Raw genomic sequence first — 21,014 nt, forward strand, 5'->3', positions numbered from 1 at the left:
ACAGAGGTCCGTGTTTCTTCTACGTTTCCGAAAACCTTTAAGTCCAGGAGCACAACATGAGACGAAGGCTGGCCGGGATCTCCCTTCTCGGTGTGTTAGCGCTCACAGCGGCGGCCTGCGGAAACAGCGGAAACAGCGGGAACGGCGGCGACGGCGGAGCTCAGGAGGCGGGCCCCGTCACGATCACGATGTGGACCCGCGCCGCCACGCAGACCCAGAGCGAGCGGCTGGTCCAGCAGTACAACAAGACCCATAAGAACCAGGTCAAGCTCACCGTCATCCCGACGGACAACTATCAGCCCCGCATCGCCGCCGCGGCCGGGGCCAAGCAGCTCCCCGACGTGTTCGCGGCCGACGTCATCTTCGTGCCGAACTACACCTCCCAGGGCCTGTTCCTGGACATCACCGACAGACTGGCGGCTCTGCCGTACAAGGACAAGCTCGCCCCCTCGCACATCAAGCTGGGCACGCTCGACGGCCGCATGTACACGCTGCCGCACACCCTCGACCTGTCGGTCTGGTTCTGGAACAAGGACCTGTACGAGAAGGCCGGCCTCGACCCCGAGCAGGGCCCGAAGTCGCTGAAGGAGTTCGCCCAGCAGGCCACCACCGTCCAGGAGAAGCTGGGCAAGGACGGCAAGGTCCACGGCACGTTCTTCGGCGGCAACTGCGGCGGCTGCTACGTCTTCACCTTCTGGCCCTCCGTCTGGGCCGCCGGCGGCCAGGTCATGAACGCCGAGGGCACCCAGTCGCTCAACGACCAGCCGGCCATGACCGACGTCTTCAAGATCTGGCGCGAGCTGTACGAGAAGAAGGTCACCGGCCCGACCGCCAAGGAGGAGCAGGGCCCGACCTGGACGGGCTTCTTCCCGAAGGGCGAGATCGGCGTCATGCCGATGCCCTCGACCACGCTCGGCCTCATGCCGAAGGAGATGAAGATCGGCGTCGCCCCGATCGCCGGCCCCGACGGCGGCGAGTCGACGTTCGTCGGCGGCGACTCGATCGGCATCAGCTCCACCACCAAGAACGCCGACGCCGCCTGGGAGTTCCTGTCCTGGACGGTCGGCGACGAGGCCCAGGTCGAGGTCATGGCCAAGAACAAGGACGTGCTCGCGCGCACCGACCTGGCGAGCAACAAGTACTCGTCCGAGGACCCGCGCGTGGTGCTGATCAACTCGCTGGTGGCCAAGGGCCAGACCCCGTACGCCCTGCGCTTCGGCCAGACCTTCAACGACCCGCAGGGCCCGTGGCTGCGCTACGCCCGTGAGGCCGTCTTCGGCGACGCCTCCAAGCTCCCGCAGCTCAACGCCGAGATCACGAAGTCGCTGCAGCAATGACCTTGACGATGACCCGTTCCGGGCGGCGGGCGGCCCACGGCGCGCCCTCCGCCCGGTGGCGGAGCAGAAGGATCCAGGGCTGGCTGTACGCGGCCCCGACGGCCGTCATCGTGGGCGTGCTCTTCATCGCGCCTCTGGTGCTGGTGGTCTGGATGTCGCTCAACCGTTGGCCCCTGCTCGGCGCCCCGGCGTTCAACGCGCCGGACAACTACACCAAGATCGCCGACAACCCGCTCTTCGTCGACGCGGTGCTCTTCACGCTGAAGTACACCGCCCTCACCACCGTCCTGCTGTCGGCGGTGGCGCTCGGGCTGGCCCTGCTGGTGCAGGACCGCAGGCCGGGCATCGGGTTCTTCCGCACCGCGTTCTTCCTGCCGGGCGCGGTCGGCTTCGCCGCGGCGGGCCTGCTGTTCTACGGCCTGCTGAACAACGACTTCGGCCCCATCGACCCGATGCTCCAGGCCATCGGCCTCACCAGCGAGCCGGTCAAGTGGATCGGCACCCCGAACATGGCGCTGTTCTCCACGATCACGCTGGTGATCTGGCGCTTCGCCGGGTTCAACATGCTCATCCTGCTCACCGGCCTGCAGGCCATCCCCACCGAGGTGTACGAGGCCGCCCGCAGCGACGGCGCCAACCGCCGGCAGATCTTCACCAGGATCACCCTGCCGCTGCTGCGCCCGACGCTGGCCCTGATGCTCATCCTCAGCGTGACGGGCTCACTGCTCGCCTTCGACCAGTTCTTCGTCTTCACCAACGGCGGCCCGGACAACAGCACGGTGTCGATGGTCATGGTCGTCTACCGGGACGCCTTCTTCCGCTTCGACCTCGGCGGCGCGGCGGCGCTGTCGGTCGTGCTGCTCGTGGCCCTCGTCGGCCTCAACACGTTCATGATGCGGAGGCTGCGATGAGCCGCTATCTCACGCTGTCGGCGCTGGCGGTGCTGTTCCTGTTCCCGCTGGTGTGGAGCGGTTACGCGTCGCTGGAGGACCCGTCCAACTACCTGGAGATGGCCGGCTTCGGCGAGGGGCTCGGCACGTACGCGACCAACAGCGTGCTCGTCTCGGTCATGACCGTGGCCGGCACGCTGGTCGTCTCGGCGCTCGGCGGCTACGGCTTCGCCCGCTTCGACTTCCCCGGCAAGAACGTGCTGTTCCTCGCCACGCTGGCGATCCTCATGGTGCCGTACGCGACCATCCTCATCCCGCTCTACGTGCTGCTCGGCTACCTCGGCCTGCAGAACTCGCTCGTCGGGCTGTCGCTGGTGTTCGTGATGTTCCAGCTCCCGTTCGCGCTGTTCATGATGCGCAACGCGTTCGAGGCGCTGCCGCGCGAGCTGGAGGAGGCGGCGCTGGTGGACGGCTGCGGCACGTTCCGCGCCTTCTCCAGCATCCTGCTGAAGGCGGTGCGGCCGGCGCTGATCACGGTCGGGCTGTTCGCCTTCCTCGCCTCGTGGAACGACTTCTTCGCGCCGCTCATCCTGCTCAACGACGGCGCGTCGTTCACGCTGCCGGTGGCCGTGGTCAGCATGACGCAGCGCACGTTCGGCGCCGTCGACTACGGCATGCTCCAGGCCGGCGTCATGGTCATGGCCATCCCCTGTCTCGTCCTGTTCATCGTGCTGCAGCGCCACTACGTGCGCGGATTCATGTCAGGAGCTCTGCGTGGCTAATCCCGTCCTGCCCTCCTCGGGCGTCCTGTCCCCCCTCGGACTCGACGCGGTACGCCTCTCGCCCGGTTTCTGGGGCGACCGGGTGGCGCTCAACCGCGAGGTCACGATCGCCCACTGCCAGGAATGGGAAGAGCGCGAAGGCTGGATCGGCAACTTCCGCGGCGAGCGCCCGAGGCGGGGCCGCGAGTTCAGCGACTCGGAGATCTACAAGCTGCTGGAGGCCATGGCCTGGGCGGACCATCCGGGGCTGCCCGCGCTGGCCGAGATCGTGGCGGGCGCGCAGGAGGGCGACGGCTACCTCAACACCCGCTGGTCCGGCAGCCGCTACACCGACCTGGAGTGGGGCCACGAGCTCTACTGCTACGGCCACCTCATCCAGGCCGGGGTGGCCCGGCTGCGCACGCACGGCGAGGACACGCTGACCAGGGTCGCGCTGCGCGCCGCCGACCACGTGTGCCGCCGTTTCATGGAGGGCACGCAGACCTGCGGGCACCCGGTGATCGAGATGGCGCTGGTCGAGCTGTACCGGGTGACGGGGACCGAGCGCTACCTGGAGATGGCCCGCCGCTTCGTCGAGCGCCGCGGCCTGCCCGCGCTCGCCGACATCCCCTTCGGCCGCGCCTACTACCAGGACGACCTGCCGGTACGGCAGGCCCAGGTGTTCCGCGGCCACGTCGTACGGGCGCTCTACCTGGCCTCCGGCGTGGTGGACGTGGCCGTCGAGACCGGCGACGAGGAGCTGCTGAAGGCGGTCGAGGCGCAGTGGGAGCGCACGGTCGCCCGGCGTACGCACCTGACCGGCGGCATGGGCTCGCGCCACGCGGACGAGTCGTTCGGCGAGGACTACGAGCTGCCGCCCGACCGGGCCTACAACGAGACCTGCGCGAGCATCGCCTCCGTCATGCTGTCCCACCGGCTGCTGCTGGCGACCGGCGACGTGCGCTACGCCGACCTGGCCGAGCGGACGCTCTACAACATGCTGGCCACCGGCGTCGCGCTGGACGGCCGCTCGTTCTTCTACGCCAACCCGCTGCAGGTGCGGGTGCCGGCCGTGCCGCTCGACGGGGTGAACCACGCCCCCGAGGGCGGGCTGCGCTCGCCCTGGTTCGACGTCGCCTGCTGCCCGAACAACATCGCCCGCACGCTGGCCTCGCTGCCCGCGTACGTCGCCACGGCCACGGCGGACGGCATCCAGATCCACCACCCGACCCCGGCCGAGATCCGGCACGGGGAGCTCGCGGTCAAGGTGGAGACCGGCTACCCGTGGGACGGCGCGGTGACCGTACGGGCGCTGACCGGCGGCAGGGGCAGGATCGCCCTGCGCGTCCCCGCCTGGGCGAAGGGCGCGCGGCTCACACACCGCGGCGAGGTCCGCGAGGTCGCCCCCGGGTACGCGGTCGCCGACGGCCCCTGGCGGACCGGCGACGAGCTGCGGCTGGAGCTGCCGATGGCGCCGCGCTGGACGTTCCCCGACCGGCGCGTGGACGCGCTGCGGGGCAGCGCCGCCGTGGAGCGCGGGCCGCTCGTCTACTGCGCGGAGTCGGTGGCCGACGAGCCGCCGCTCGGCGACGTCGCCGCCCACGTGGCTCCGCCCGTGGAGCACCATGTGGACGGGGTGGTCGAGCTGGAGGTCGCCGCGTCGCTCGGCGGCGGCGGCGGGTCGCCGGGCTGGCCGTACGGCCACGAGCCGGACGGGCGTCCTTCGGGTGCGGACGCCGGTCTGCGGCTGGTGCCGTACCACCGGTGGGGCAATCGCGGCCCCGCGACCATGCGTGTCTGGCTGCCGGTCGGGGCGGGGGAGTGACCATGCGGAAGAGGGCACTGCTCACGGTGCTGGCGCTCACGGCGTCGCTCATGGTCTCGCCCGCAGGGGCCTCCGCCGAGCTGGGGATGCCGGTGTTCACGGGCGCCGATCCGGTGCCGGACGAGCCGGTCGAGTACGACCCGCGGCGGATGATGAAGGCGATCTACGCCAAGGAGAAGGGCGGCGACTCGTACTGGATCGACCGGATGCTCGCCCGGCCGGGGGACGACCCGGCGGGGACGTGGCTGATGTCGCGCGGGCGGGCGCTGTTCATGAAGACGCACGACCCGGCGAAGATCGGGTTCGGCGGGGCGGTCGCGTACTGGGAGAGCATCGACGACCGGGACGCGTACACGGTCTCGCTGGGCACGGCGCTCGCCGAGGACGTGCCGAAGCGGCTGCAGATGCCGAGCCACTGGAGCGGCGTCTACGCGGGTGACGGGCTGTCGGTCGGCGTCAAGAAGTTCGTCACCGCCGAGAACGTGGCCGTCACCACCCTGGAGATCACCAACACCGGCACGGCCGCGCGGACCGTCCCGGTGACCGTGACCTCGCCGTACGCGCGGACCGCCGACGGCGAGCGCGAGCTGACCGGCGTCGTCGCGGCCAGGAACAAGCTGACCACGATCTTCCCCAGGCTGAGCGGCGACGGGCTGAAGGCGGCCGGCGGCGAGCTCAAGGGCACGCTCACGGTCGGCCCCGGCCGGACCGTCCGCACGAAGGTGCAGATGGGCTTCGTCACCGAGGAGCTGCCCGGCTCGCGCGCCGAGTACGACGCCTACCGGGACCGCTCGCCGCAGCAGGCGCTGCGCCGCCAGCTCCAGGACTACAACGCCTGGTGGGCGGAGAACCTGCCGTATATCGACGTGCCCGACGAGAACATCAAGAAGTTCGTCTACTACCGCTGGTGGCTGATGCGCTTCAACTTCCTCGACGCCGACATCCCGGGCAACGACTTCCAGTTCCCGACGTCGGTCGAGGGCGCGCTCGGCTACAACAACGCGATCGTGCTGACCGTGCCGATGTTCGTGCAGGACCTGAAGTACCTGCGCGACCCGATCTACTCGTACGGGCCGTGGGTGTCGGCGGGCGAGGTCTCGCGCAACTCCAAGTACACCGACAACCCGGGCGACCCGGAGAACTGGTCGAACAGCTACACGCAGTACATCTCGGCCGCGGCCCTGGAGAGCTACCAGATCCACGGCGGGCAGCCCGCGATCCTGCGCAACCTGGCCCGCTACGCGGAGAAGGACGTACGCGGCCAGCTCGCCGCCTACGACTCCAACGGCAACGGCGTCATCGAGTACGACTGGGAGGCCATGACCGGCAACGACGCCGACGCCGTCTCCTTCCACTACTACGACCGGGCCAACGAGCGGCTGGAGGGCGCCTACGTCCACGCCAACGCGATGGCGGCGGCGCAGGCGTACGAGCTGAGCGGCGACCAGGCCAAGGCCGCCGAGCTGCGCGCCGTGGCCGACAAGGTGAAGAACGGCATCCTCACCCTGCTCTGGGACGAGCAGAACAAGCTGTTCAAGCACCGCGACCTGCAGACCGGCAACCTCATCCCCTGGAAGGAGTCCAACAACTACATCCCGTTCGCGACCGGCCTGGTGCCCGCCGACGACCCGAAGTACCGGGAGGCGCTGCGGCTGTGGGCCGACCCGGCGGAGTACCCGATCTTCCCGGCGTACACCGCCAACCAGAAGGACAAGGCCGAGGCGGCCGCCCAGGGCAAGCCGGGGTCGAACAACTTCTCGCAGATCAACTCGACGCGGAACTTCGCGCTGTTCTCGAAGGCGCTGCGCGAGTACGCCTCGCCGTACCTGACGGCCGCGCAGTACAAGCAGCTCCTCTACTGGAACGCCTGGTCGCAGTACGTCGGCGGCGACACCCGCTACCCCGACGCCAACGAGTTCTGGGCGGACTGGAAGCCGGACACCAAGACGATCGGCTACCGGTCCTGGATCCACCACACGATTCTGGGCAGCAGCAACTGGACGGTCATCGAGGACGTCATGGGCCTGCGCCCGCGCTCGGACGGCAAGGTCGAGCTGTGGCCGGTGGACATCGGCTGGGACCACTTCACCGTCAACGGCGTCGACTACCGGGGCGACGACCTCACCATCGTCTGGGACAAGCCCGGCGACGGGACCAAGCACTACGCCGGCGTGCCCGAGGGCTACTCGATCCTGATCGACGGCAAGCGCAAGGTCACCCTGCCGGAGCTGCGGCACGCGATCTGGGACCCGCGGACCGGCCAGGTCGAGGGCGCCGTCGCGACGCACGCGGAGAAGGCCCCGTCCATGAAGGCGCCCACCCAGGTGGAGCTGGACGGCGAGCGCGTCACCGACCTGTTCCAGAAGGCCGGGGTGGACCTGCGCTCCACCCGGCCGAACCTGGTCGCCTCGGCCACCGCCGCCTCGGGCGACGCGACCGGGGCCGCGGACGGGTTCACGATCAACGAGCCGTACTGGGGCGGCGGCGACTGGCTGGAGACCGACCTCGGCGGGCGGCGCAAGGTGGACCTGGTCAGGCTCTACTTCTACGCCGACCGCAAGCGCTACGCCGAGCCCGCGGTCTACCGCGTCCAGTACCAGGACGCCGCCGGAGCCTGGAAGGACGTTCCCGGCCAGGCGCGCACTCCCGCCTATCCCCGGGCGAACCTCAACGAGGTACGCTTCCCGGCCGTCACCACGGCGAAGCTGCGGGTGCTGCCCACCGCCCGTCCTGGGCAGGCGGCCGGGCTGAAGGAGGTGCAGGCGTACCTGACCGGTCAGGGCGCCCGTCCGGCGGCCAACCGGGCGCCGTCCGTGCTGGCGGTGCCGGACACCGCCTTCAACCGGCCGGGCCAGGTCAGGATCGAGGCCGTGGTGGAGGACGACGGGCTGCCGTCGGGGACGCTCACCACCCAGTGGTCCAAGGTCGACGGGCCGGGGGAGGCGTTCTTCGCCGAGCCGGCCGGCACGTCCACCGTGGTCGCGTTCTCGGAGCCGGGGACGTACACGCTGAAGCTGACCGCGAGCGACGGCGCGAAGAGCGCCGCCGCGAGCGTCACCGTCACCGCCACGGCCCAGGGCGAGCGGGCGAACGTGGCCCCCTACGCCACGCCCACCGCCTCCTACACCTCGCCCTGGGAGAAGGTCACCGCGATCAACGACGGCATCGACCCGGCGAGCTCGAACGACGCCGCGAACCCGCGCTGGGGCACCTGGCCGCAGCAGGGCACGCAGTGGGTCCAGCTCGACTGGCCCGAGCCGGTCCGGCTGGACCAGGCCGAGGTGTACTTCTTCGACGACGGCGGAGGCGTGCGGGTGCCCGCCTCCTGGCAGCTCCAGTACTGGAACGGAACCGCCTTCGTCGACATCCCGGGCACGTACCCGGTCGCCGCGGACGCCTACAACGCGGTCTCCTTCGACGCGGTCACCACCTCGCGCCTGCGCGTGCGGCTGGTGTCGGGCGCGGCCTCGGTCGGGCTGCTGGAGGTCAAGGCGTACGCGGTGCCGCCCGACGCGGTCCGCCCGGTGCACGTCCCCACCCTGGCGGGCGCGCTGCCGGAGCTGCCCGCCACCGTCGAGACCACGTACGCCGACGGCGGGCGCGGCCGGGCCGCGGTCACCTGGCAGCAGGTCACCCCCGATCAGGTCGCGACCGGCGGCCGGAGCTTCACCGTCGCCGGGCTCGCCGAGGGCGTGCGCGGGTCGGTGGAGGCCACCGTGCACGTCCGGGTCAGTGCCGCCGTGACCGTCACCTCGATCGCGGAGGAGAGCGTGACCACGCGGGCCGGGGTCGCGCCCGCCCTGCCCGGCACCGTGATCGCGACCTTCAACGACGGCTCGAAGGACAGTTCGGTGCCGGTGACATGGGAGGCGATCGACCCCGACAAGTACGCCCGTCCCGGCACGTTCACCGTGACCGGGCAGGCACAGGGGACGACCCTGCCGGCGAAGGCGACGGTCACCGTCCAGTAGCGCCTATATTGTCCTGGCCCTATGGGTTCATGGGGCCAGGGCATAATGCCATCTGCCGGACCCCTCCTGCCGGGCCCGGAGGACGGAGGGCGCATGAGCGGCCGACTCGCCGACGGCATCGGGAAGGCCACGCCCGCGCGGCTGGTCGCGGTGATCATGGCCGCTGTCTCGCCGGTGCTCGGCGTCACATCCTGGCTGGTGTGGGCCGGGCTGCCGGCCGAGTGGACGCCGGAGCAGACCGTCTCCCCGCAGTCGGCGGTCGCCCTGACCTTCCCCGCCGTGGGCGCGTTCCTCGTCGTGCACCGGCCGCGGCTCAACCTGGCCTGGCTCATGTGCGTCGGCGGGCTCGCGGCGGCGGTCAGCGACCTGTCGGACGCGTTGATGTTCCGCGCCGCCGCCGCGGGTGACCTGGCCCTCGCCGGCTGGATGCGGTTACCGGCGTCCGTCGGGTGGGCGGTGTGCGGGCTGACGCTCACCATGCTGCTGCCTCTTTACTCGCCCGACGGGCGGCTGCCGTCGCCGCGCTGGCGGCCGGCGCTGCTGCTCGGCTGGGCGGCGATCACGATCACGTTCGTGCGCGCCACCTTCAGGGAGCCGCCGCCGGCGGCGGGCTACCCGTACCCCGAGGTCATCCCCAACCCGCTGGCCGTGCCGGCGCTCACCCCTCATCTCGGCACGCTGTCGGCGATCGGCTGGACCGGCATCTACGTCGCGATGGCGCTGGCCGCGCTCTCGCTGGCGGTGCGGCTGCGCGGGGCCGACCCGGTGCTGCGGCGGCAGATCGGCTGGCCGCTGCTGGCCTTCACCGGCTACATCGTCTTCCTGGTCGTCGCGGTCTTCGTCGATGAGCTGCTGTGGGCGTCGACCGTGTGGGCGGCGGCGATCCCTTGTGCGCTGGCGTTCTCGGTGATGCGCTACCGGCTCTACGGCATCGACACGGTGATCAGCCGCGCCTTCGTGGCGGCCGGCGTGGTGGCCGTGGTCAGCGCGGTCTACTTCGGCGCGGGCGCGCTGTCCAGCCTGGTGGTCTCCGGCTACGCCCAGGTCGCCGGGGTGGCCGCCGCGCTGTTCGCCGGGGCGTTCTTCCAGCCGCTGCGCCGCCTGCTCCAGCGGGCCGTGGACCGGCTGCTGTACGGCTCCGTCGGCGACCCGGCCCTGCTCGCCGAGCGTCTCACCCAGGCCGTACGCCGCGGCGACCCGGCCAACGCGCTCACCTCCGTGGTCGGCGTGCTGCGCGACGGGCTGGCGGTCGAGGGCGTGGCCGTCGAGGTGGCCGACGGCGAGCCCCGCTACGTCGAGAGCGGCCGGGTCGGCGACACCCCGCGCGAGGTGCCGCTCATCTGGCACGGGGAGCGGGTGGGGCGGCTGCTCGTCGGGCCGCCGGGGCCGCGCAGGTTCCCGGCCGCGCACAACGAGCGGGTGCTGGCCACGCTCACCCCGTACGCGGCCGACGTGGCCCACGCCGTGCGCATGGCCGCCGACCTGCAGCGCTCACGCGAGCGCATCCTTACCACGCGCGAGGAGGAGCGCCGCCGCCTGCGCCGCGACCTGCACGACGGGCTCGGCCAGACCCTGTCGGCCATGGCGATGACCATCAACATGGCGAGGCTCAGCCTCGCCGACTCGCCGGACACCGCCGACGAGCTGCTGCGCGAGCTGCACACCGGCATGGCCGCCGTCACCGGCGACATCCGCGAGCTGGTCTACGGGCTGCGCCCGCCCGCGCTCGACGACCTCGGCCTGGCCCGCGCCGTACGCGACCTCGCCGAGCGCTCGTCGCCGGGCATCGCGGTCGAGGCGGAGGTCGAGGGCGACCTGAGCCGGCTGCCCGCCGCCGTCGAGGTGGCCGTCTACCGGATCGTCCAGGAGGCCCTGACGAACGTGCGCAAGCACGCGGCGGCCTCCACCGCCCGGGTCGTGCTCCAGCGGGAGCGGTCGGGGCTGCGGGTGCTCGTCTCCGACGACGGCAAGGGGCTGCCCGAGTCCGTACGGTCGGGCGTCGGGCTCGGGTCGATGCGGGAGCGGGCGGCCGAGCTGGGCGGCATCTGCGTGGTGAGCGGCGAGCCGGGCGGGGGCACCCGGGTCGAGGTGATGTTCCCGCTCCTCACCGCTCCCTCCGAGGCGCTGGCGTAGAGCCCGGTCCTCGCCATCACGGCGAGGACCGGGGCCGCGTTCAGGAGGCGGCGCAGGTGTAGGAGGAGACCGTCGCGGTGTTGCCACCCGGACGGGTCACCTGGAAGCCGAAGCTGGTCGAGCCGTTCGGGGCCAGGTTGCCGTTGTAGCCGGCGTTCTTGGCCGTGACCGTCTGGCCGCTGACGCTCACCGTGGCGTTCCACGACCCGGCCAGGGTGTGACCGGCGGGCAGGGTGAAGGTGACCGTCCAGGCGGTGGTGGCCGAGGTGCCGGTGTTGGTCACCGTGACCGGCTGCACCACGTAGCCGCCGCTCCACTGGCTCTGCACCGTCCCGGCCGCCGTGCAGCCGCCGCTCGGGCCGCCGCCCTGCAGGGTGGTGAACGTGGTCGTCGCGGAGGCCGCGGAGGTGTTGCCGGCGACGTCGCGGGCGCGTACGTACACCTGGTACTGCGTGGCGGCCGACAGCCCGGTCAGCGTGATCGAGTTGGTCGCCGACGTCCCGAGCAGCGGGTCGGTCGCGCCCTGCTCGCGGTAGACGTCGTAGCCCGCCACGCCCGAGCCGCCGGTGTCGGTGGAGGCCGTCCAGGACAGGGTGGCGCCGGAGGAGGTGACGTTCGCGGCCGACGGCGTGCCCGGCGTGGTCGGCGGGGTCGTGTCGCTGCTGCCGCCGCTGAAGAACGTGGCCTCGCGCGAGGTGGACGCGATGCCGTTCGCGCCGTTGAAGATGCGCTGGCCCCAGGAGGTGAGCTGGGCGGGGTCGAAGTTGGTGACCATGTCGAGGTATTCGACGCCGCCGCCGTTGCCGCTCCACGACCAGCCGATGTAGCCGAGGGCCCGCTGCTGGGCCTGGGCCATGATGGTGTCCTCGTCGGGGTTGCCGTCGGAGTGGTTGAAGCCGAACTCGCCGATGATCAGCGGCAGGCCCGCGCTCTGGAAGGCGTCGAGGTAGGCGGTGATCTCGGCGGCGGTGTCGAAGACGCCGTACATGTGGATGGCGAAGACGGTGTTGTGCTGCGGGTCGGCGGCGGCCACGGTGGCGGCGTTGTCCCGCATGGTGAACTGCCAGTCCTGGCCCCAGTTGGGCGCGTCCACGACGAGCAGGTGCTGGAAGCCGAGGGTGCGCATCCGGGCGATGGCCGAGGAGGTGGCGCTGGTCCAGCCGGAGACGTTGTTGTTGCCGTACGGCTCGTTGCCGATGTTGATGATGATGAAGTCCTCGGTGCCGGTGAGCGCGCTCTTCACGCTGTTCCAGTAGGTGACGGCCTGGTCCAGCGTGTACGCGCCGCTCTGCTCGCCGTAGCCCGTGGTGTCGTGGTTTTCGAGCACGCAGATTAACCGGTTCTGCCTGCACAGCGAGACGACGTTGGCCACGTCGGAGGCGGCGTTCGGCGTCCACCGGCCGCCGCTCAGCACCACGCGGACGGTGTTGGCCTTCAGCGCCTTGATGTTGGCGAAGGAGCTCGTCTGGCTCGTGTACCACGTGTGCGCGTGGCTGACGCCGCGCATCACGAACGCGTTCCCGTTGGCTTCCACGATCTTGGTGCCGCTGACCCGCAGCCCGACCGCGGCGTGCGCGGGGGCAGGGGCGGCGAGCATCGAGACGAGGAGCGACAGGAACGCCGCCGCCACGAGCCCGATGGGTTTCCTCATGGGGGTCCCTTCTCCAGTGTTAACCGGTTAGGCACACCGTGCTGGGAAATCCCCGCCGTGTACAGCAATCGGCCGCCGCGGCGGCGAATGCGCTGGACGCCGCTGAAACTTTCAGCTCTCGCGCAGCGTGGGCAGCCCGGCCGCGATGGCGCGCAGCCCGCGGACGAGCGTCGGCACGAACGCCGGGCACGAGGCGGCCAGCTCGGGGTCCTGGGCGTAGACCTGGAGCAGGACGGGGGAGGGGTTGGCGGCCGGATGGAGCATCCCGGCCAGGCCGGCGGCGGCCGCGGCGAGTTCGAGCCCTTCGGCCGGGGTGAGGCCGGCCGCGGGCGCGATCCTGGCGCCGAGCTCGGTCACGGTGTCGACCACGGTGCGCTTGAAGGCGTGCGCGGCCGGGACGGAGACGTTGTGCTCCAGGCTGGTGGAGGTGTTGCCGAGCAGGTCGCAGAAGAGCGGGCGGGCGGCGAGCGTCTCGGCCAGCGCCGTGACGACCGCGTCCGGATCCGTGGTCTCGGGGAGGCGTGCCGTGACCGCCTCCGCCCAGGCGTGCCACTCCTCGGCGGCGAGCTGGAGGTAGATTTCCTCACGGGTGCCGAAATAACGCACGATGTTGGACTTGGCCAGTCCGACCGCCTCCGCGACCGCCCCCAGGCTGACCGTGCGCACGCCGGAGGCGGCGGCGAGCTCGCGGGCGGCGTCGAGGATCGCCTGCCGCCGCTGCTCCTTGTGCTCAGGCCGCCTGGCCCGGAGGAATGCCGATCGCGTCATGTCGCTGCAAGCATACTGGCGGCACTTAAAAGAACAACGTTCTCTTGTTAGGCGGACGCTGTTCTGTTAGCGTCCCCGTCGTGACCGAGATACGGATGCGGGTGAACGGCGCCGAGGAGAAGCTGGACGTCGAACCCTGGGTGAGCCTCGCCGACCTGCTGCGCGACCGCCTGGGCCTGACCGGGGTGAAGAAGGGCTGCGACCAGGGCGCGTGCGGCGCCTGCACGGTCCTCGCCGACGGCATGCGGATCAACTCCTGCCTGGCCCTCGCCGTCCAGTACGACGGCAAGGAGATCACCACGGTCGAGGGGGTGACCCCGCACCCCCTCCAGGAGGCGTTCGTCCGCCACGACGGGCTCCAGTGCGGCTACTGCACCCCGGGCCAGATCTGCTCGGCCATCGGCATGCTGGCCGAGCACGCCGCCTCAGGCGCGGACCCGGCAGCCCTCGACGAGGCCGAGATCAGGGAGCGCATGAGCGGCAACCTGTGCCGCTGCGGCGCCTACAACGGCATCGTGGACGCGATCAAGGACGTGACCCGATGAGACCCTTCGCCTACCTCAAGCCCGCCGACGTGGACGAGGCCGTGCTGGCGGTGGCCGCCGACCCCGGCGCCCGTTTCCTCGGCGGCGGCACCAACCTGGTGGACCTCATGCGCGAGGGCATCGAGCGCCCCGCCACCGTCGTGGACCTCACCGCGCTGCCCCTCGACGAGGTGCACGACCTGCCCGGCGGCGGCCTGCGCGTCGGCGCCCTCGTACGCAACAGCGCACTCGCCGCCGACCGCCGCGTGGCCGCCCGCTACCCGGTGCTCGCCCAGGCCATCCTGGCGGGCGCGTCCGCGCAGCTCCGCAACATGGCCACCGTGGGCGGCAACCTGCTGCAGCGCACTCGCTGCCCGTACTTCTACGACCGCGAGTCGGCCTGCAACAAGCGCGAGCCGGGAGCCGGGTGCGACGCCATCGGCGGCTTCAACCGCTCCCACGCCGTGCTCGGCGGCAGCGAGAGCTGCATCGCCACCCACCCGTCGGACATGTGCGTCGCGCTCGCCGCGCTCGACGCCGTCGTGGAGGCCCGCAGCGTGCGCGGCGTCCGGCGGATCCCGATCGGCGAGTTCCACCTGCCGCCCGGCGACACCCCGCACGTCGAGACCGCGCTGGCCGCCGACGAGCTGATCACGGCGGTCGAGCTGCCGCCCGTCCCGGTCGCCGCCCGCTCCCGCTACCGCAAGGTACGCGACCGGGCGTCGTACGCGTTCGCGCTGGTCTCCGTGGCCGCCGCGCTGGAGGTCAGGGACGGCGTCGTCACCGACGTGCGCCTGGCGCTGGGCGGCGTGGCCACCACGCCGTGGCGGGCCAGGGAGGCCGAGCGGCTGCTGCTCGGCGGGCCGGCGAGCGAGGAGGCGTACCGGCGGGCCGCCGAGGCCGAGCTGGCGCCCGCCGCCGTACGGCCCGGCAACGCGTTCAAGACCGGCCTGGCCCGCGCCACCGTCGCGGCCACGCTGCGCGACCTGGGGGAGGGGATCGCCGGGATGCCGCGCGACCTGACCGACGAGGAGGGGACCGCATGACCACGACCGAGACCGAGCGCGCGACCGCCCCGGCCGCCTACGTCGGCAAGCCCGTCGACCGCGTCGACGGCCGGGCCAAGGTCACCGGCGAGGCCCGCTTCGCCGCCGAGCACCACTACCCCGACCTGGCCCACGCCGCCCTCGTCCACGCAACCGTCGCGCGCGGCCGGATCACCGCGATCGACACGGCGGAGGCCAGGGCCGTACCCGGCGTGATCGACGTCCTCACCCACGAGAACGCCCCGGCCATGAAGCCGCCGCCGAAGTTCAGCCCGCTCGACCTCAGCACGTTCGTCTCGGCGACGTCCGTCAACTACCTGGCGACGGACGAAGTGCACTGGAACGGCCAGCCGGTCGCCGTCGTCGTCGCCGAGACCCCGCAGGCCGCCAGGCACGCCGCCGCCCTCGTCCGGCCGGTCTACCAGGAGCTGCCCGCCGTCCTCGACTTCGCCGCCGAGGAGCCGAACGCCGTGCCGCAGAAGGGCAACCTGCTGCAGGAGAGCGAGGCCGACAAGGGCGACGCCGAAGCCGCGCTGAAGGCCGCGCCGGTGACCGTGGACCTGCGCTTCACCACGCCGCCCTACCACCACAACGCCCTGGAGCCGCACGCCACGACCGCCGTCTGGGACGGCGACCGGCTCACCGTGCACGAGGGCACCCAGAACATCGCCTGGCTGCGCAGGCACCTGGCGATGCGGTTCGGCGTGCCGGAGCGGGGCGTCCGGGTGCTGGCGCCGTACGTGGGCGGCGGGTTCGGCGGCAAGGCCATGGTGTGGGCGGGGACGCTGCTCGCCGTGCTGGCCGCGCGGGCGGTCGGCCGCCCCGTACGCCTCGCGCTCAGCCGCGCGGCCGTCTACCACACGGTCGGCGGGCGCACCCCCAGCACGCAGCGGGTCGCGCTCGGCGCGGACGCCGACGGGCGGCTGAGCGCGATCGTGCACACCAGCGTCTCCAGGACCGGGCGGATCGGCGGCATGCCCGAGCCGATCACCGCCGCCACCCGCCACCTCTACGCCGCGCCCAACATCCACCTGCGCCAGCACGTCGTCGAGCTCGACCTGCTGGCCAACACCGCCATGCGCGCCCCCGGCGAGGCCATCGGCACCTTCGCCATCGAGTCGGCCATGGACGAGCTGGCCTGGGAGCTCGGCCTCGACCCCGTGGAGCTGCGGCTGCGCAACGAGCCCGAACGCAATCCGGTGGACGGCAAGCGGTTCTCGCGGAGGCTGCTGCGGGAGGCGTACGCGCTCGGAACCGAACGCTTCGGCTGGCGCGACCGCGACCCGCGCGCCGGAGCGATGCGGGACGGGCGCTGGCTGGTCGGCATGGGGGTCGCGACGGCCTACCATCCGGCGATGGTGCTGCCCGCGAACGTGAGCGTCCGGCTGGGCGCGGACGGCCGGGTCGTGGTGCGCTGCGGGCTGCAGGAGATGGGCATGGGCGCGGCGACCGTCCAGGCCCAGATCGCCGCCGACGAGCTGGGCGTGCCCCTGGAGTCGGTGCGGGTCGAGTACGGGGACTCCTCGCTCCCGGACGCGCCCGGCGCGGGCGGCTCGACGCAGACCGCCAGCGTCGCCGCCGGCGTCGTGGCCGCCTGCGACAAGCTGAAGCGCACGGTGCGGCGGCTGGGCCGGGGCGCTCCCGGAACGTACGCGGAGATCCTGACCCGCGCCGGCCGCGACCACGTCACCGCCGAGGTGAAGGCCAACATGCCGGTGTTCATGATCCGGACGCTGCTGGAGCGGCGGCGGCTGGTGAAGGCCGCCTGCGGGGTGCACTTCTGCGAGGTGCGGGTGGACCGGGACACCGGCGAGATCCGGGTGTCGCGCTGGCTCGGGGTGTTCGACGTGGGCCGGATCGTCAACGCCAAGACGGCCGCCAGCCAGCTCCGGGGCGGGATCGTCATGGGGCTCGGGATGGCGCTGTCGGAGGAGACGCTGGTCGATCCGCGTACCGGCCGGATCATGAACCCGAGCCTCGCCGACTACCACGTGCCCGTGCACGCCGACGTGCCTTCGATTGACGTGCACTATCTGGACGAGCCGGACCCGACCATGCCGCTGGGGCTGGTGGGGATCGGGGAGGTCAGCATCGCGGGGGTGGCGGCGGCGGTCGCGAACGCGGTCCGCCACGCCACCGGTGTCCGCGTCCTCGACCTGCCGATCACCCTCGACAAGGTGTTGCCGGGCTAGCGGGTCAGGACGGCGAACAGGCCGCGCTCCCGTACGCCGTCCGGCAGGGTCCAGGCGCCGGCGACGTGCCCGATCGCCTCCTCGGGGGCGTCGGCCGGCCCCAGCACCCGCTGCAGCCGCAGGACCGTGCCGTCCGCCGCCTTCAGCTCGGTGCCCTCGTCGTCGTTCCACACGGTCGAGAAACGAGGAAGGACGTCGCCGCTGAAGGCGCGGCTGACCTCCTGGTCGACGGTGTCGCTGACGTTCTGGGCCTGGGCCTGCGCCCGGCCCTCGATCAGGGCCGCGAGCTGGGCGAGCAGGACCGGGTCGTGGCAGCCGTCGTACGCCCAGCGCCGCCCCAGCACGCCGTGCTCCATGGTGCCGACCAGGGCGTCCTCCGCCCCGTCCAGCGGCGCGCCCCGGTAGGTGAGCGGCACGAAATAGGCGGTCGGACGCGCGCCGCCCGAGGTGTCGGCGACGACCATGAACTCGATCCCGACCTCGCCCTGCGGGTCGTCCAGCCGGAATCCACCGGCCTTGACCAGGTTCGGCACGCCGTCGCCACCCTGGTACCAGGGGCGGGTGGGCAGCCAGGCGGTGAGCAGTTCGAGTTTGGTGGGTTTGAGGCTTGTTTGGTGGATGACGGCCATGAACGGGGATTGTCGCATGGTCGTCGGCCCTGTCGGCGCTATCGCCCCGGGACGGCAGCCGGTGCCGTGAGTGCGGCGGCGGCGGCCAGGCCCGCCGCGCGGGCCACCGTGGCCGCCGCTTCGCGCGGACTCACCATGGCGACCGCGGTGGCCCCGTCGATCAGCACGAGCAGCTGCTCGGCCACCAGCCCGGGATCCGCCGCCCCCGTCTCGGTGGCCAGCCCGCGCAGGTACGCGCGCAGCCGCTCCTTGTGCCGCCGCACCACCTCCCGTACGGCGTCGGATTCGGCACCGAGCTCGCCATAGGCGTTGACGAACCCGCACCCGCGAAAGTCGTCCTCCCCGAACCACCGCTCCAGCCACTCGAACACCGCCGCGATCGGGTCGGCCCGCCCGGCCACGTAACCGGTGAGCGAGGACATCCAGCGCTCGTCCCGCCGCTCCAGGTACGCCACCACCAGCGCCTCCTTCGACGGATAGCACTGGTAGAGCCGCTTCAGCGACACGCCGGAGGCGGCCCTGACCTCGTCCATGCCGACCGCGCGCACGCCACGCCGGTAGAACAGGTCCGCAGCCGCGGTGAGAACGCGTTCCGCGTGCTCCATGACCTCCATGACCTCCCTCGCCCGTGGCTCCTTGCTTCGGAGAACGGGCGTTCTCTAGGATACGGGAGAACGCCCGTTCTCCGCTTGCCGCGCCAAGGAGGCCCCATGACCCGCCCGCCCGTCCCGCCCTTCACCGAGGAGACCGCCCGGATCAAGGTCCAGGCCGCCGAGGACGCCTGGAACACCCGCGACCCCGAGCGCGTCGCGCTGGCGTACACGGAGGACTCCGTCTGGCGCAACCGCGACGAGTTCCTCCAAGGCCGCGACGAGATCCGAGCGTTCCTGCGCCGCAAATGGGACCGCGAGCTGGACTACGCGCTGCGCAAGGAGCTGTGGGCGGTGTCCGGCGACCGCATCGCCGTACGCTTCCAGTACGAGAGCCGCGACCCCTCTGGCCAGTGGTGGCGCAGCTACGGCAACGAGCAGTGGGAGTTCGACGAGAACGGGCTGATGAGGCGGCGCGAGGCCAGCATCAACGATGTACGCATGGAGGAGTCAGAACGCCGCATCCTCGGCCCCCGCCGCGACCCTGAGCCGCCGCTGCCGCTCAGCTGACTCAGGCGATCACCCGGTGGGCCGGACCGCCAGCAGCGACTTGCCCACCGTCTTCCGTGCGGCCAGTGCCCGATGCGCGTCGGCCGCCCGTTCAAGCGGGTAGACGGCGCCGACGGCCGGCCGCAGCCGCCCCTCCGCGCCCAGGCGCAGCGCCCGCTCCAGCCCTTCGCGGGCGACCTCCGGGGCGGGCGGACCCTCCATCAGCGGGAAGAACAGTCGCACGCCCCGGCGCTCGGCCGCCTCCTGGTCGGGTGACGCGAAACCCTCGCTGGTCCCGTACGTGACGAACCGCCCGCCGTCCGCCACCGCCTCTCGGGCCGCCGTCGTGCCGAGGGCTCCGCCCGCCCCGTCATACACCAGCGAGGCCCCGCCGCCGGTGATCTCCCGCACCCGCTCGACCCAGCCCGGCCGCGTGTAGTCGACGTCCGCCTCAGCCCCCAGCTCCTTCGCCAGCGCCAGCTTGTCGCCGCTCGACGCGGCCGCCACCACCCGCGCCCCCGCCTCCACGGCCAGCTGCACCAGCAGCGACCCCGCCCCACCGGCCGCCGCCGACACCAGCACCCATTCCCCCTCCTCGGGCACGCCCAGTCCGGCCATGCCGAGCGCGGTCACGCCGTCGTGCACCAGGGCCGCCGCCGGCTCGTACGCCAGCCCGTCCGGAATCGCGACAATCTCCTCGATCCCGGCAACAACCCGCTCGGCGTACCCCGTGGACGTCCGCGCCACCACCCGCCGCCCGACCCACGCCGGATCCACGCCGTCGCCGACCTCCAGCACCTCACCGGAGCCGCCACCGCCGGGCACGTACGGCAACTCCCGCGGAAAGAACTCCTGCCCCCACCCGGCACGCAGCAGCGTGTCCAGGAAGATCACATCCGCCACCGCCATCCCGACCACCACCTGTCCGGGACCGGGCTCCGGATCGGGCACCTCCACAGGAACCAGCACCTCAGGCCCACCGAACGAGGCCACCTGAATCGCACGCACGAGGACGACCGCCTTTCATCACGGCATCACGGGAGAAACCGTCCTCGCCAGTCTCCAACCTCAAGTAAGGTCGAGGTCAACCTGTATGAGGGCTCCGCGTCAGGGCTTCGCGTGCGGCGATCGCCGCCCCCCGCGCCCCCGCCATGTCCAGATCCGGCACCAGCGCGAACACCGCCGCCTCCCGCTGCTCAACCCGCAGCGCGGTGTACGCCCGCACCCGCCCCAGCAGCCAGTCCCGGAACCGCGCCCCGGCCGCCACGACGCCCCCGCCCAGGAAGTACGCGTGCGGATCGGTGAAGTTGGCCGCGATCGTGAACAACACCCCGAGAGCCTTCGCCTGCTGCTCGAACACACTCAACGCCAGCGGATCCTCGCGCTCGGCGTACCCACGCAACGCCCTGGCCGCCACCGGTAACGGCTCAGCCGCGAGCGGATGACCCGGATACCGCCCGAGCCAGTAGGGCAGCAAATTCTTCTCGATCCCGGTCAGCGAAGCCAGACTCTCGACATCACACACATTGCCGCAATTGCACTCCGGCAACCCCTGCCCGTCCTCCAACACCCCACCAGGCGGAAGCGGAATGTGCCCAAGCTCCCCGGCCATGCCCGCCGCTCCTCGCACGACCTGCCCCGACTCGACCACCCCGCCACCGAGCCCCGTACCGACGATCGCCGACACCGACGACCGCCGCCCCGCCTCCTCCGGCCCGAAATAGGTGTGATGGGCGTACAACGCCGCCGCATTGGCATCATTGCTGTACACAACTGGCACCTGCAGCAGATCCTCCAGCGCCGTACGAATATCGAACCCGGCCCACTCGGGATGCAGGAAATTCGTCGACCCACGCGACGAGATGACCCCGTACGCACTGGCCGGCCCCGGCGTGTCCAGCCCAACCCCCGCCACGGCCGCCCGCCGTACGTTGGCGACCTCCAGCACCTGCTCCAACGCCTCCACCAGCGCCCGCAACGCCGCCTTCGGCCCTTCCCGCACCCGACTCGGCGACTCGACCATCCCGGGAACGAGGAACCGGCCCGCGTCATCAAGAACGGTGGCGTTATTGGCATTCCCGCCATTGTCGAGCCCGACGACACACCACGACCCGGAGCCCATACCCACCCCTAACCCCAGCCGACCCT

General features: G+C 71.8%; 16 protein-coding genes. 10 read left to right on the top strand and 6 right to left on the bottom strand.

The features are described from left to right. Nucleotides 1–56 precede the first annotated feature (56 nt). The 6 genes from SMD20_RS34755 (at nt 57) to SMD20_RS34780 (ending at nt 10,917) form a co-directional block, all read left to right on the top strand. Entirely contained in the window at nt 57–1,337 is a 1,281-nt protein-coding gene (locus SMD20_RS34755) for an ABC transporter substrate-binding protein (protein ID WP_329589435.1), read from the top strand. Further along, entirely contained in the window at nt 1,334–2,248 is a 915-nt protein-coding gene (locus tag SMD20_RS34760; protein WP_329589437.1) for a carbohydrate ABC transporter permease, read from the top strand. Before SMD20_RS34755 ends, SMD20_RS34760 begins: the two co-directional genes overlap by 4 nt. Further along, nucleotides 2,245–3,009, top strand: a complete 765-nt coding sequence (locus SMD20_RS34765; protein ID WP_329589439.1) for a carbohydrate ABC transporter permease — start codon at nt 2,245–2,247, stop codon at nt 3,007–3,009. The genes SMD20_RS34760 and SMD20_RS34765 overlap by 4 nt, the downstream gene beginning before the upstream one ends. After that, complete coding sequence (locus tag SMD20_RS34770; protein ID WP_329589440.1) at nt 3,002–4,813, top strand: glycoside hydrolase family 127 protein; 1,812 nt, start codon at nt 3,002–3,004, stop codon at nt 4,811–4,813. Before SMD20_RS34765 ends, SMD20_RS34770 begins: the two co-directional genes overlap by 8 nt. Before the next feature lie 2 nt (nt 4,814–4,815). After that, a complete protein-coding gene (locus tag SMD20_RS34775) occupies nt 4,816–8,784 on the top strand; it encodes an Ig-like domain-containing protein (protein ID WP_329589441.1) in 3,969 nt (1,322 codons plus the stop codon). Between the two features lie 93 nt (nt 8,785–8,877). Then, entirely contained in the window at nt 8,878–10,917 is a 2,040-nt protein-coding gene (locus SMD20_RS34780) for a sensor histidine kinase (protein ID WP_329589443.1), read from the top strand. A 40-nt stretch (nt 10,918–10,957) separates the two neighbouring features. Here SMD20_RS34780 and SMD20_RS34785 read toward each other — a convergent pair whose 3' ends face one another. Continuing rightward, the gene (locus tag SMD20_RS34785; RefSeq protein WP_329589445.1) at nt 10,958–12,568 is read right to left on the bottom strand and encodes a cellulase family glycosylhydrolase; all 1,611 of its coding nucleotides are present in this window, start codon (nt 12,566–12,568) and stop codon (nt 10,958–10,960) included. 111 nt (nt 12,569–12,679) lie between these two features. Further along, the gene (locus SMD20_RS34790) at nt 12,680–13,336 is read right to left on the bottom strand and encodes a TetR/AcrR family transcriptional regulator (RefSeq protein WP_329589447.1); all 657 of its coding nucleotides are present in this window, start codon (nt 13,334–13,336) and stop codon (nt 12,680–12,682) included. 95 nt (nt 13,337–13,431) lie between these two features. Between SMD20_RS34790 and SMD20_RS34795 the strand changes: the two genes are divergently transcribed. Genes SMD20_RS34795 through SMD20_RS34805 form a run of 3 tightly spaced genes read left to right on the top strand, consistent with a single transcriptional unit; the run spans nt 13,432 to nt 17,098 of the window. Then, on the top strand, nt 13,432–13,881 hold the full coding sequence (locus SMD20_RS34795) for a (2Fe-2S)-binding protein (protein ID WP_329592779.1): 450 nt from the start codon (nt 13,432–13,434) through the stop codon (nt 13,879–13,881). Continuing rightward, nucleotides 13,878–14,906, top strand: coding sequence for an FAD binding domain-containing protein (locus tag SMD20_RS34800; RefSeq protein WP_329589449.1), 1,029 nt, complete (start codon nt 13,878–13,880; stop codon nt 14,904–14,906). Before SMD20_RS34795 ends, SMD20_RS34800 begins: the two co-directional genes overlap by 4 nt. Next, nucleotides 14,903–17,098, top strand: a complete 2,196-nt coding sequence (locus tag SMD20_RS34805; RefSeq protein ID WP_329589451.1) for a xanthine dehydrogenase family protein molybdopterin-binding subunit — start codon at nt 14,903–14,905, stop codon at nt 17,096–17,098. The genes SMD20_RS34800 and SMD20_RS34805 overlap by 4 nt, the downstream gene beginning before the upstream one ends. Here SMD20_RS34805 and SMD20_RS34810 read toward each other — a convergent pair. Together SMD20_RS34810 and SMD20_RS34815 are read right to left on the bottom strand one after the other, a co-directional pair. Then, entirely contained in the window at nt 17,095–17,727 is a 633-nt protein-coding gene (locus SMD20_RS34810; protein WP_329589452.1) for a maltokinase N-terminal cap-like domain-containing protein, read from the bottom strand. The genes SMD20_RS34805 and SMD20_RS34810 overlap by 4 nt on opposite strands. A 38-nt stretch (nt 17,728–17,765) precedes the next feature. Next, nucleotides 17,766–18,341, bottom strand: coding sequence for a TetR/AcrR family transcriptional regulator (locus tag SMD20_RS34815; RefSeq protein ID WP_329589454.1), 576 nt, complete (start codon nt 18,339–18,341; stop codon nt 17,766–17,768). Nucleotides 18,342–18,437: 96 nt separating this feature from the next. Here SMD20_RS34815 and SMD20_RS34820 point away from each other — a divergent pair, with 96 nt between their 5' ends. Continuing rightward, nucleotides 18,438–18,887, top strand: coding sequence for a nuclear transport factor 2 family protein (locus tag SMD20_RS34820; protein WP_329589456.1), 450 nt, complete (start codon nt 18,438–18,440; stop codon nt 18,885–18,887). A 9-nt stretch (nt 18,888–18,896) separates the two neighbouring features. Here SMD20_RS34820 and SMD20_RS34825 read toward each other — a convergent pair whose 3' ends face one another. Beyond that, nucleotides 18,897–19,874 (bottom strand): zinc-binding dehydrogenase, encoded by a 978-nt coding sequence (locus SMD20_RS34825; RefSeq protein WP_329589458.1) that lies wholly within the window; start codon nt 19,872–19,874, stop codon nt 18,897–18,899. A gap of 76 nt (nt 19,875–19,950) precedes the next feature. Then, nucleotides 19,951–20,988 (bottom strand): ROK family protein, encoded by a 1,038-nt coding sequence (locus SMD20_RS34830; protein WP_329589460.1) that lies wholly within the window; start codon nt 20,986–20,988, stop codon nt 19,951–19,953. Nucleotides 20,989–21,014: the final 26 nt, after the last annotated feature.

It is taken from the genome of Nonomuraea sp. LP-02, assembly GCF_036289125.1.
Lineage (GTDB): Bacteria > Actinomycetota > Actinomycetes > Streptosporangiales > Streptosporangiaceae > Nonomuraea > Nonomuraea bangladeshensis.

What these genes read in the sequence shown, in the direction of transcription:
- SMD20_RS34755 (WP_329589435.1), top strand. Translation starts at nt 57, where the DNA reads ATGAGACGAAGGCTGGCCGGGATCTCCCTTCTCGGTGTGTTAGCGCTC.
- SMD20_RS34760 (WP_329589437.1), top strand. Translation starts at nt 1,334, where the DNA reads ATGACCTTGACGATGACCCGTTCCGGGCGGCGGGCGGCCCACGGCGCG.
- SMD20_RS34765 (WP_329589439.1), top strand. Translation starts at nt 2,245, where the DNA reads ATGAGCCGCTATCTCACGCTGTCGGCGCTGGCGGTGCTGTTCCTGTTC.
- SMD20_RS34775 (WP_329589441.1), top strand. Translation starts at nt 4,816, where the DNA reads ATGCGGAAGAGGGCACTGCTCACGGTGCTGGCGCTCACGGCGTCGCTC.
- SMD20_RS34780 (WP_329589443.1), top strand. Translation starts at nt 8,878, where the DNA reads ATGAGCGGCCGACTCGCCGACGGCATCGGGAAGGCCACGCCCGCGCGG.
- SMD20_RS34785 (WP_329589445.1), bottom strand. Translation starts at nt 12,568, where the DNA reads ATGAGGAAACCCATCGGGCTCGTGGCGGCGGCGTTCCTGTCGCTCCTC.
- SMD20_RS34790 (WP_329589447.1), bottom strand. Translation starts at nt 13,336, where the DNA reads ATGACGCGATCGGCATTCCTCCGGGCCAGGCGGCCTGAGCACAAGGAG.
- SMD20_RS34795 (WP_329592779.1), top strand. Translation starts at nt 13,432, where the DNA reads ATGCGGGTGAACGGCGCCGAGGAGAAGCTGGACGTCGAACCCTGGGTG.
- SMD20_RS34800 (WP_329589449.1), top strand. Translation starts at nt 13,878, where the DNA reads ATGAGACCCTTCGCCTACCTCAAGCCCGCCGACGTGGACGAGGCCGTG.
- SMD20_RS34805 (WP_329589451.1), top strand. Translation starts at nt 14,903, where the DNA reads ATGACCACGACCGAGACCGAGCGCGCGACCGCCCCGGCCGCCTACGTC.
- SMD20_RS34810 (WP_329589452.1), bottom strand. Translation starts at nt 17,727, where the DNA reads ATGGCCGTCATCCACCAAACAAGCCTCAAACCCACCAAACTCGAACTG.
- SMD20_RS34815 (WP_329589454.1), bottom strand. Translation starts at nt 18,341, where the DNA reads ATGGAGGTCATGGAGCACGCGGAACGCGTTCTCACCGCGGCTGCGGAC.
- SMD20_RS34820 (WP_329589456.1), top strand. Translation starts at nt 18,438, where the DNA reads ATGACCCGCCCGCCCGTCCCGCCCTTCACCGAGGAGACCGCCCGGATC.
- SMD20_RS34830 (WP_329589460.1), bottom strand. Translation starts at nt 20,988, where the DNA reads ATGGGCTCCGGGTCGTGGTGTGTCGTCGGGCTCGACAATGGCGGGAAT.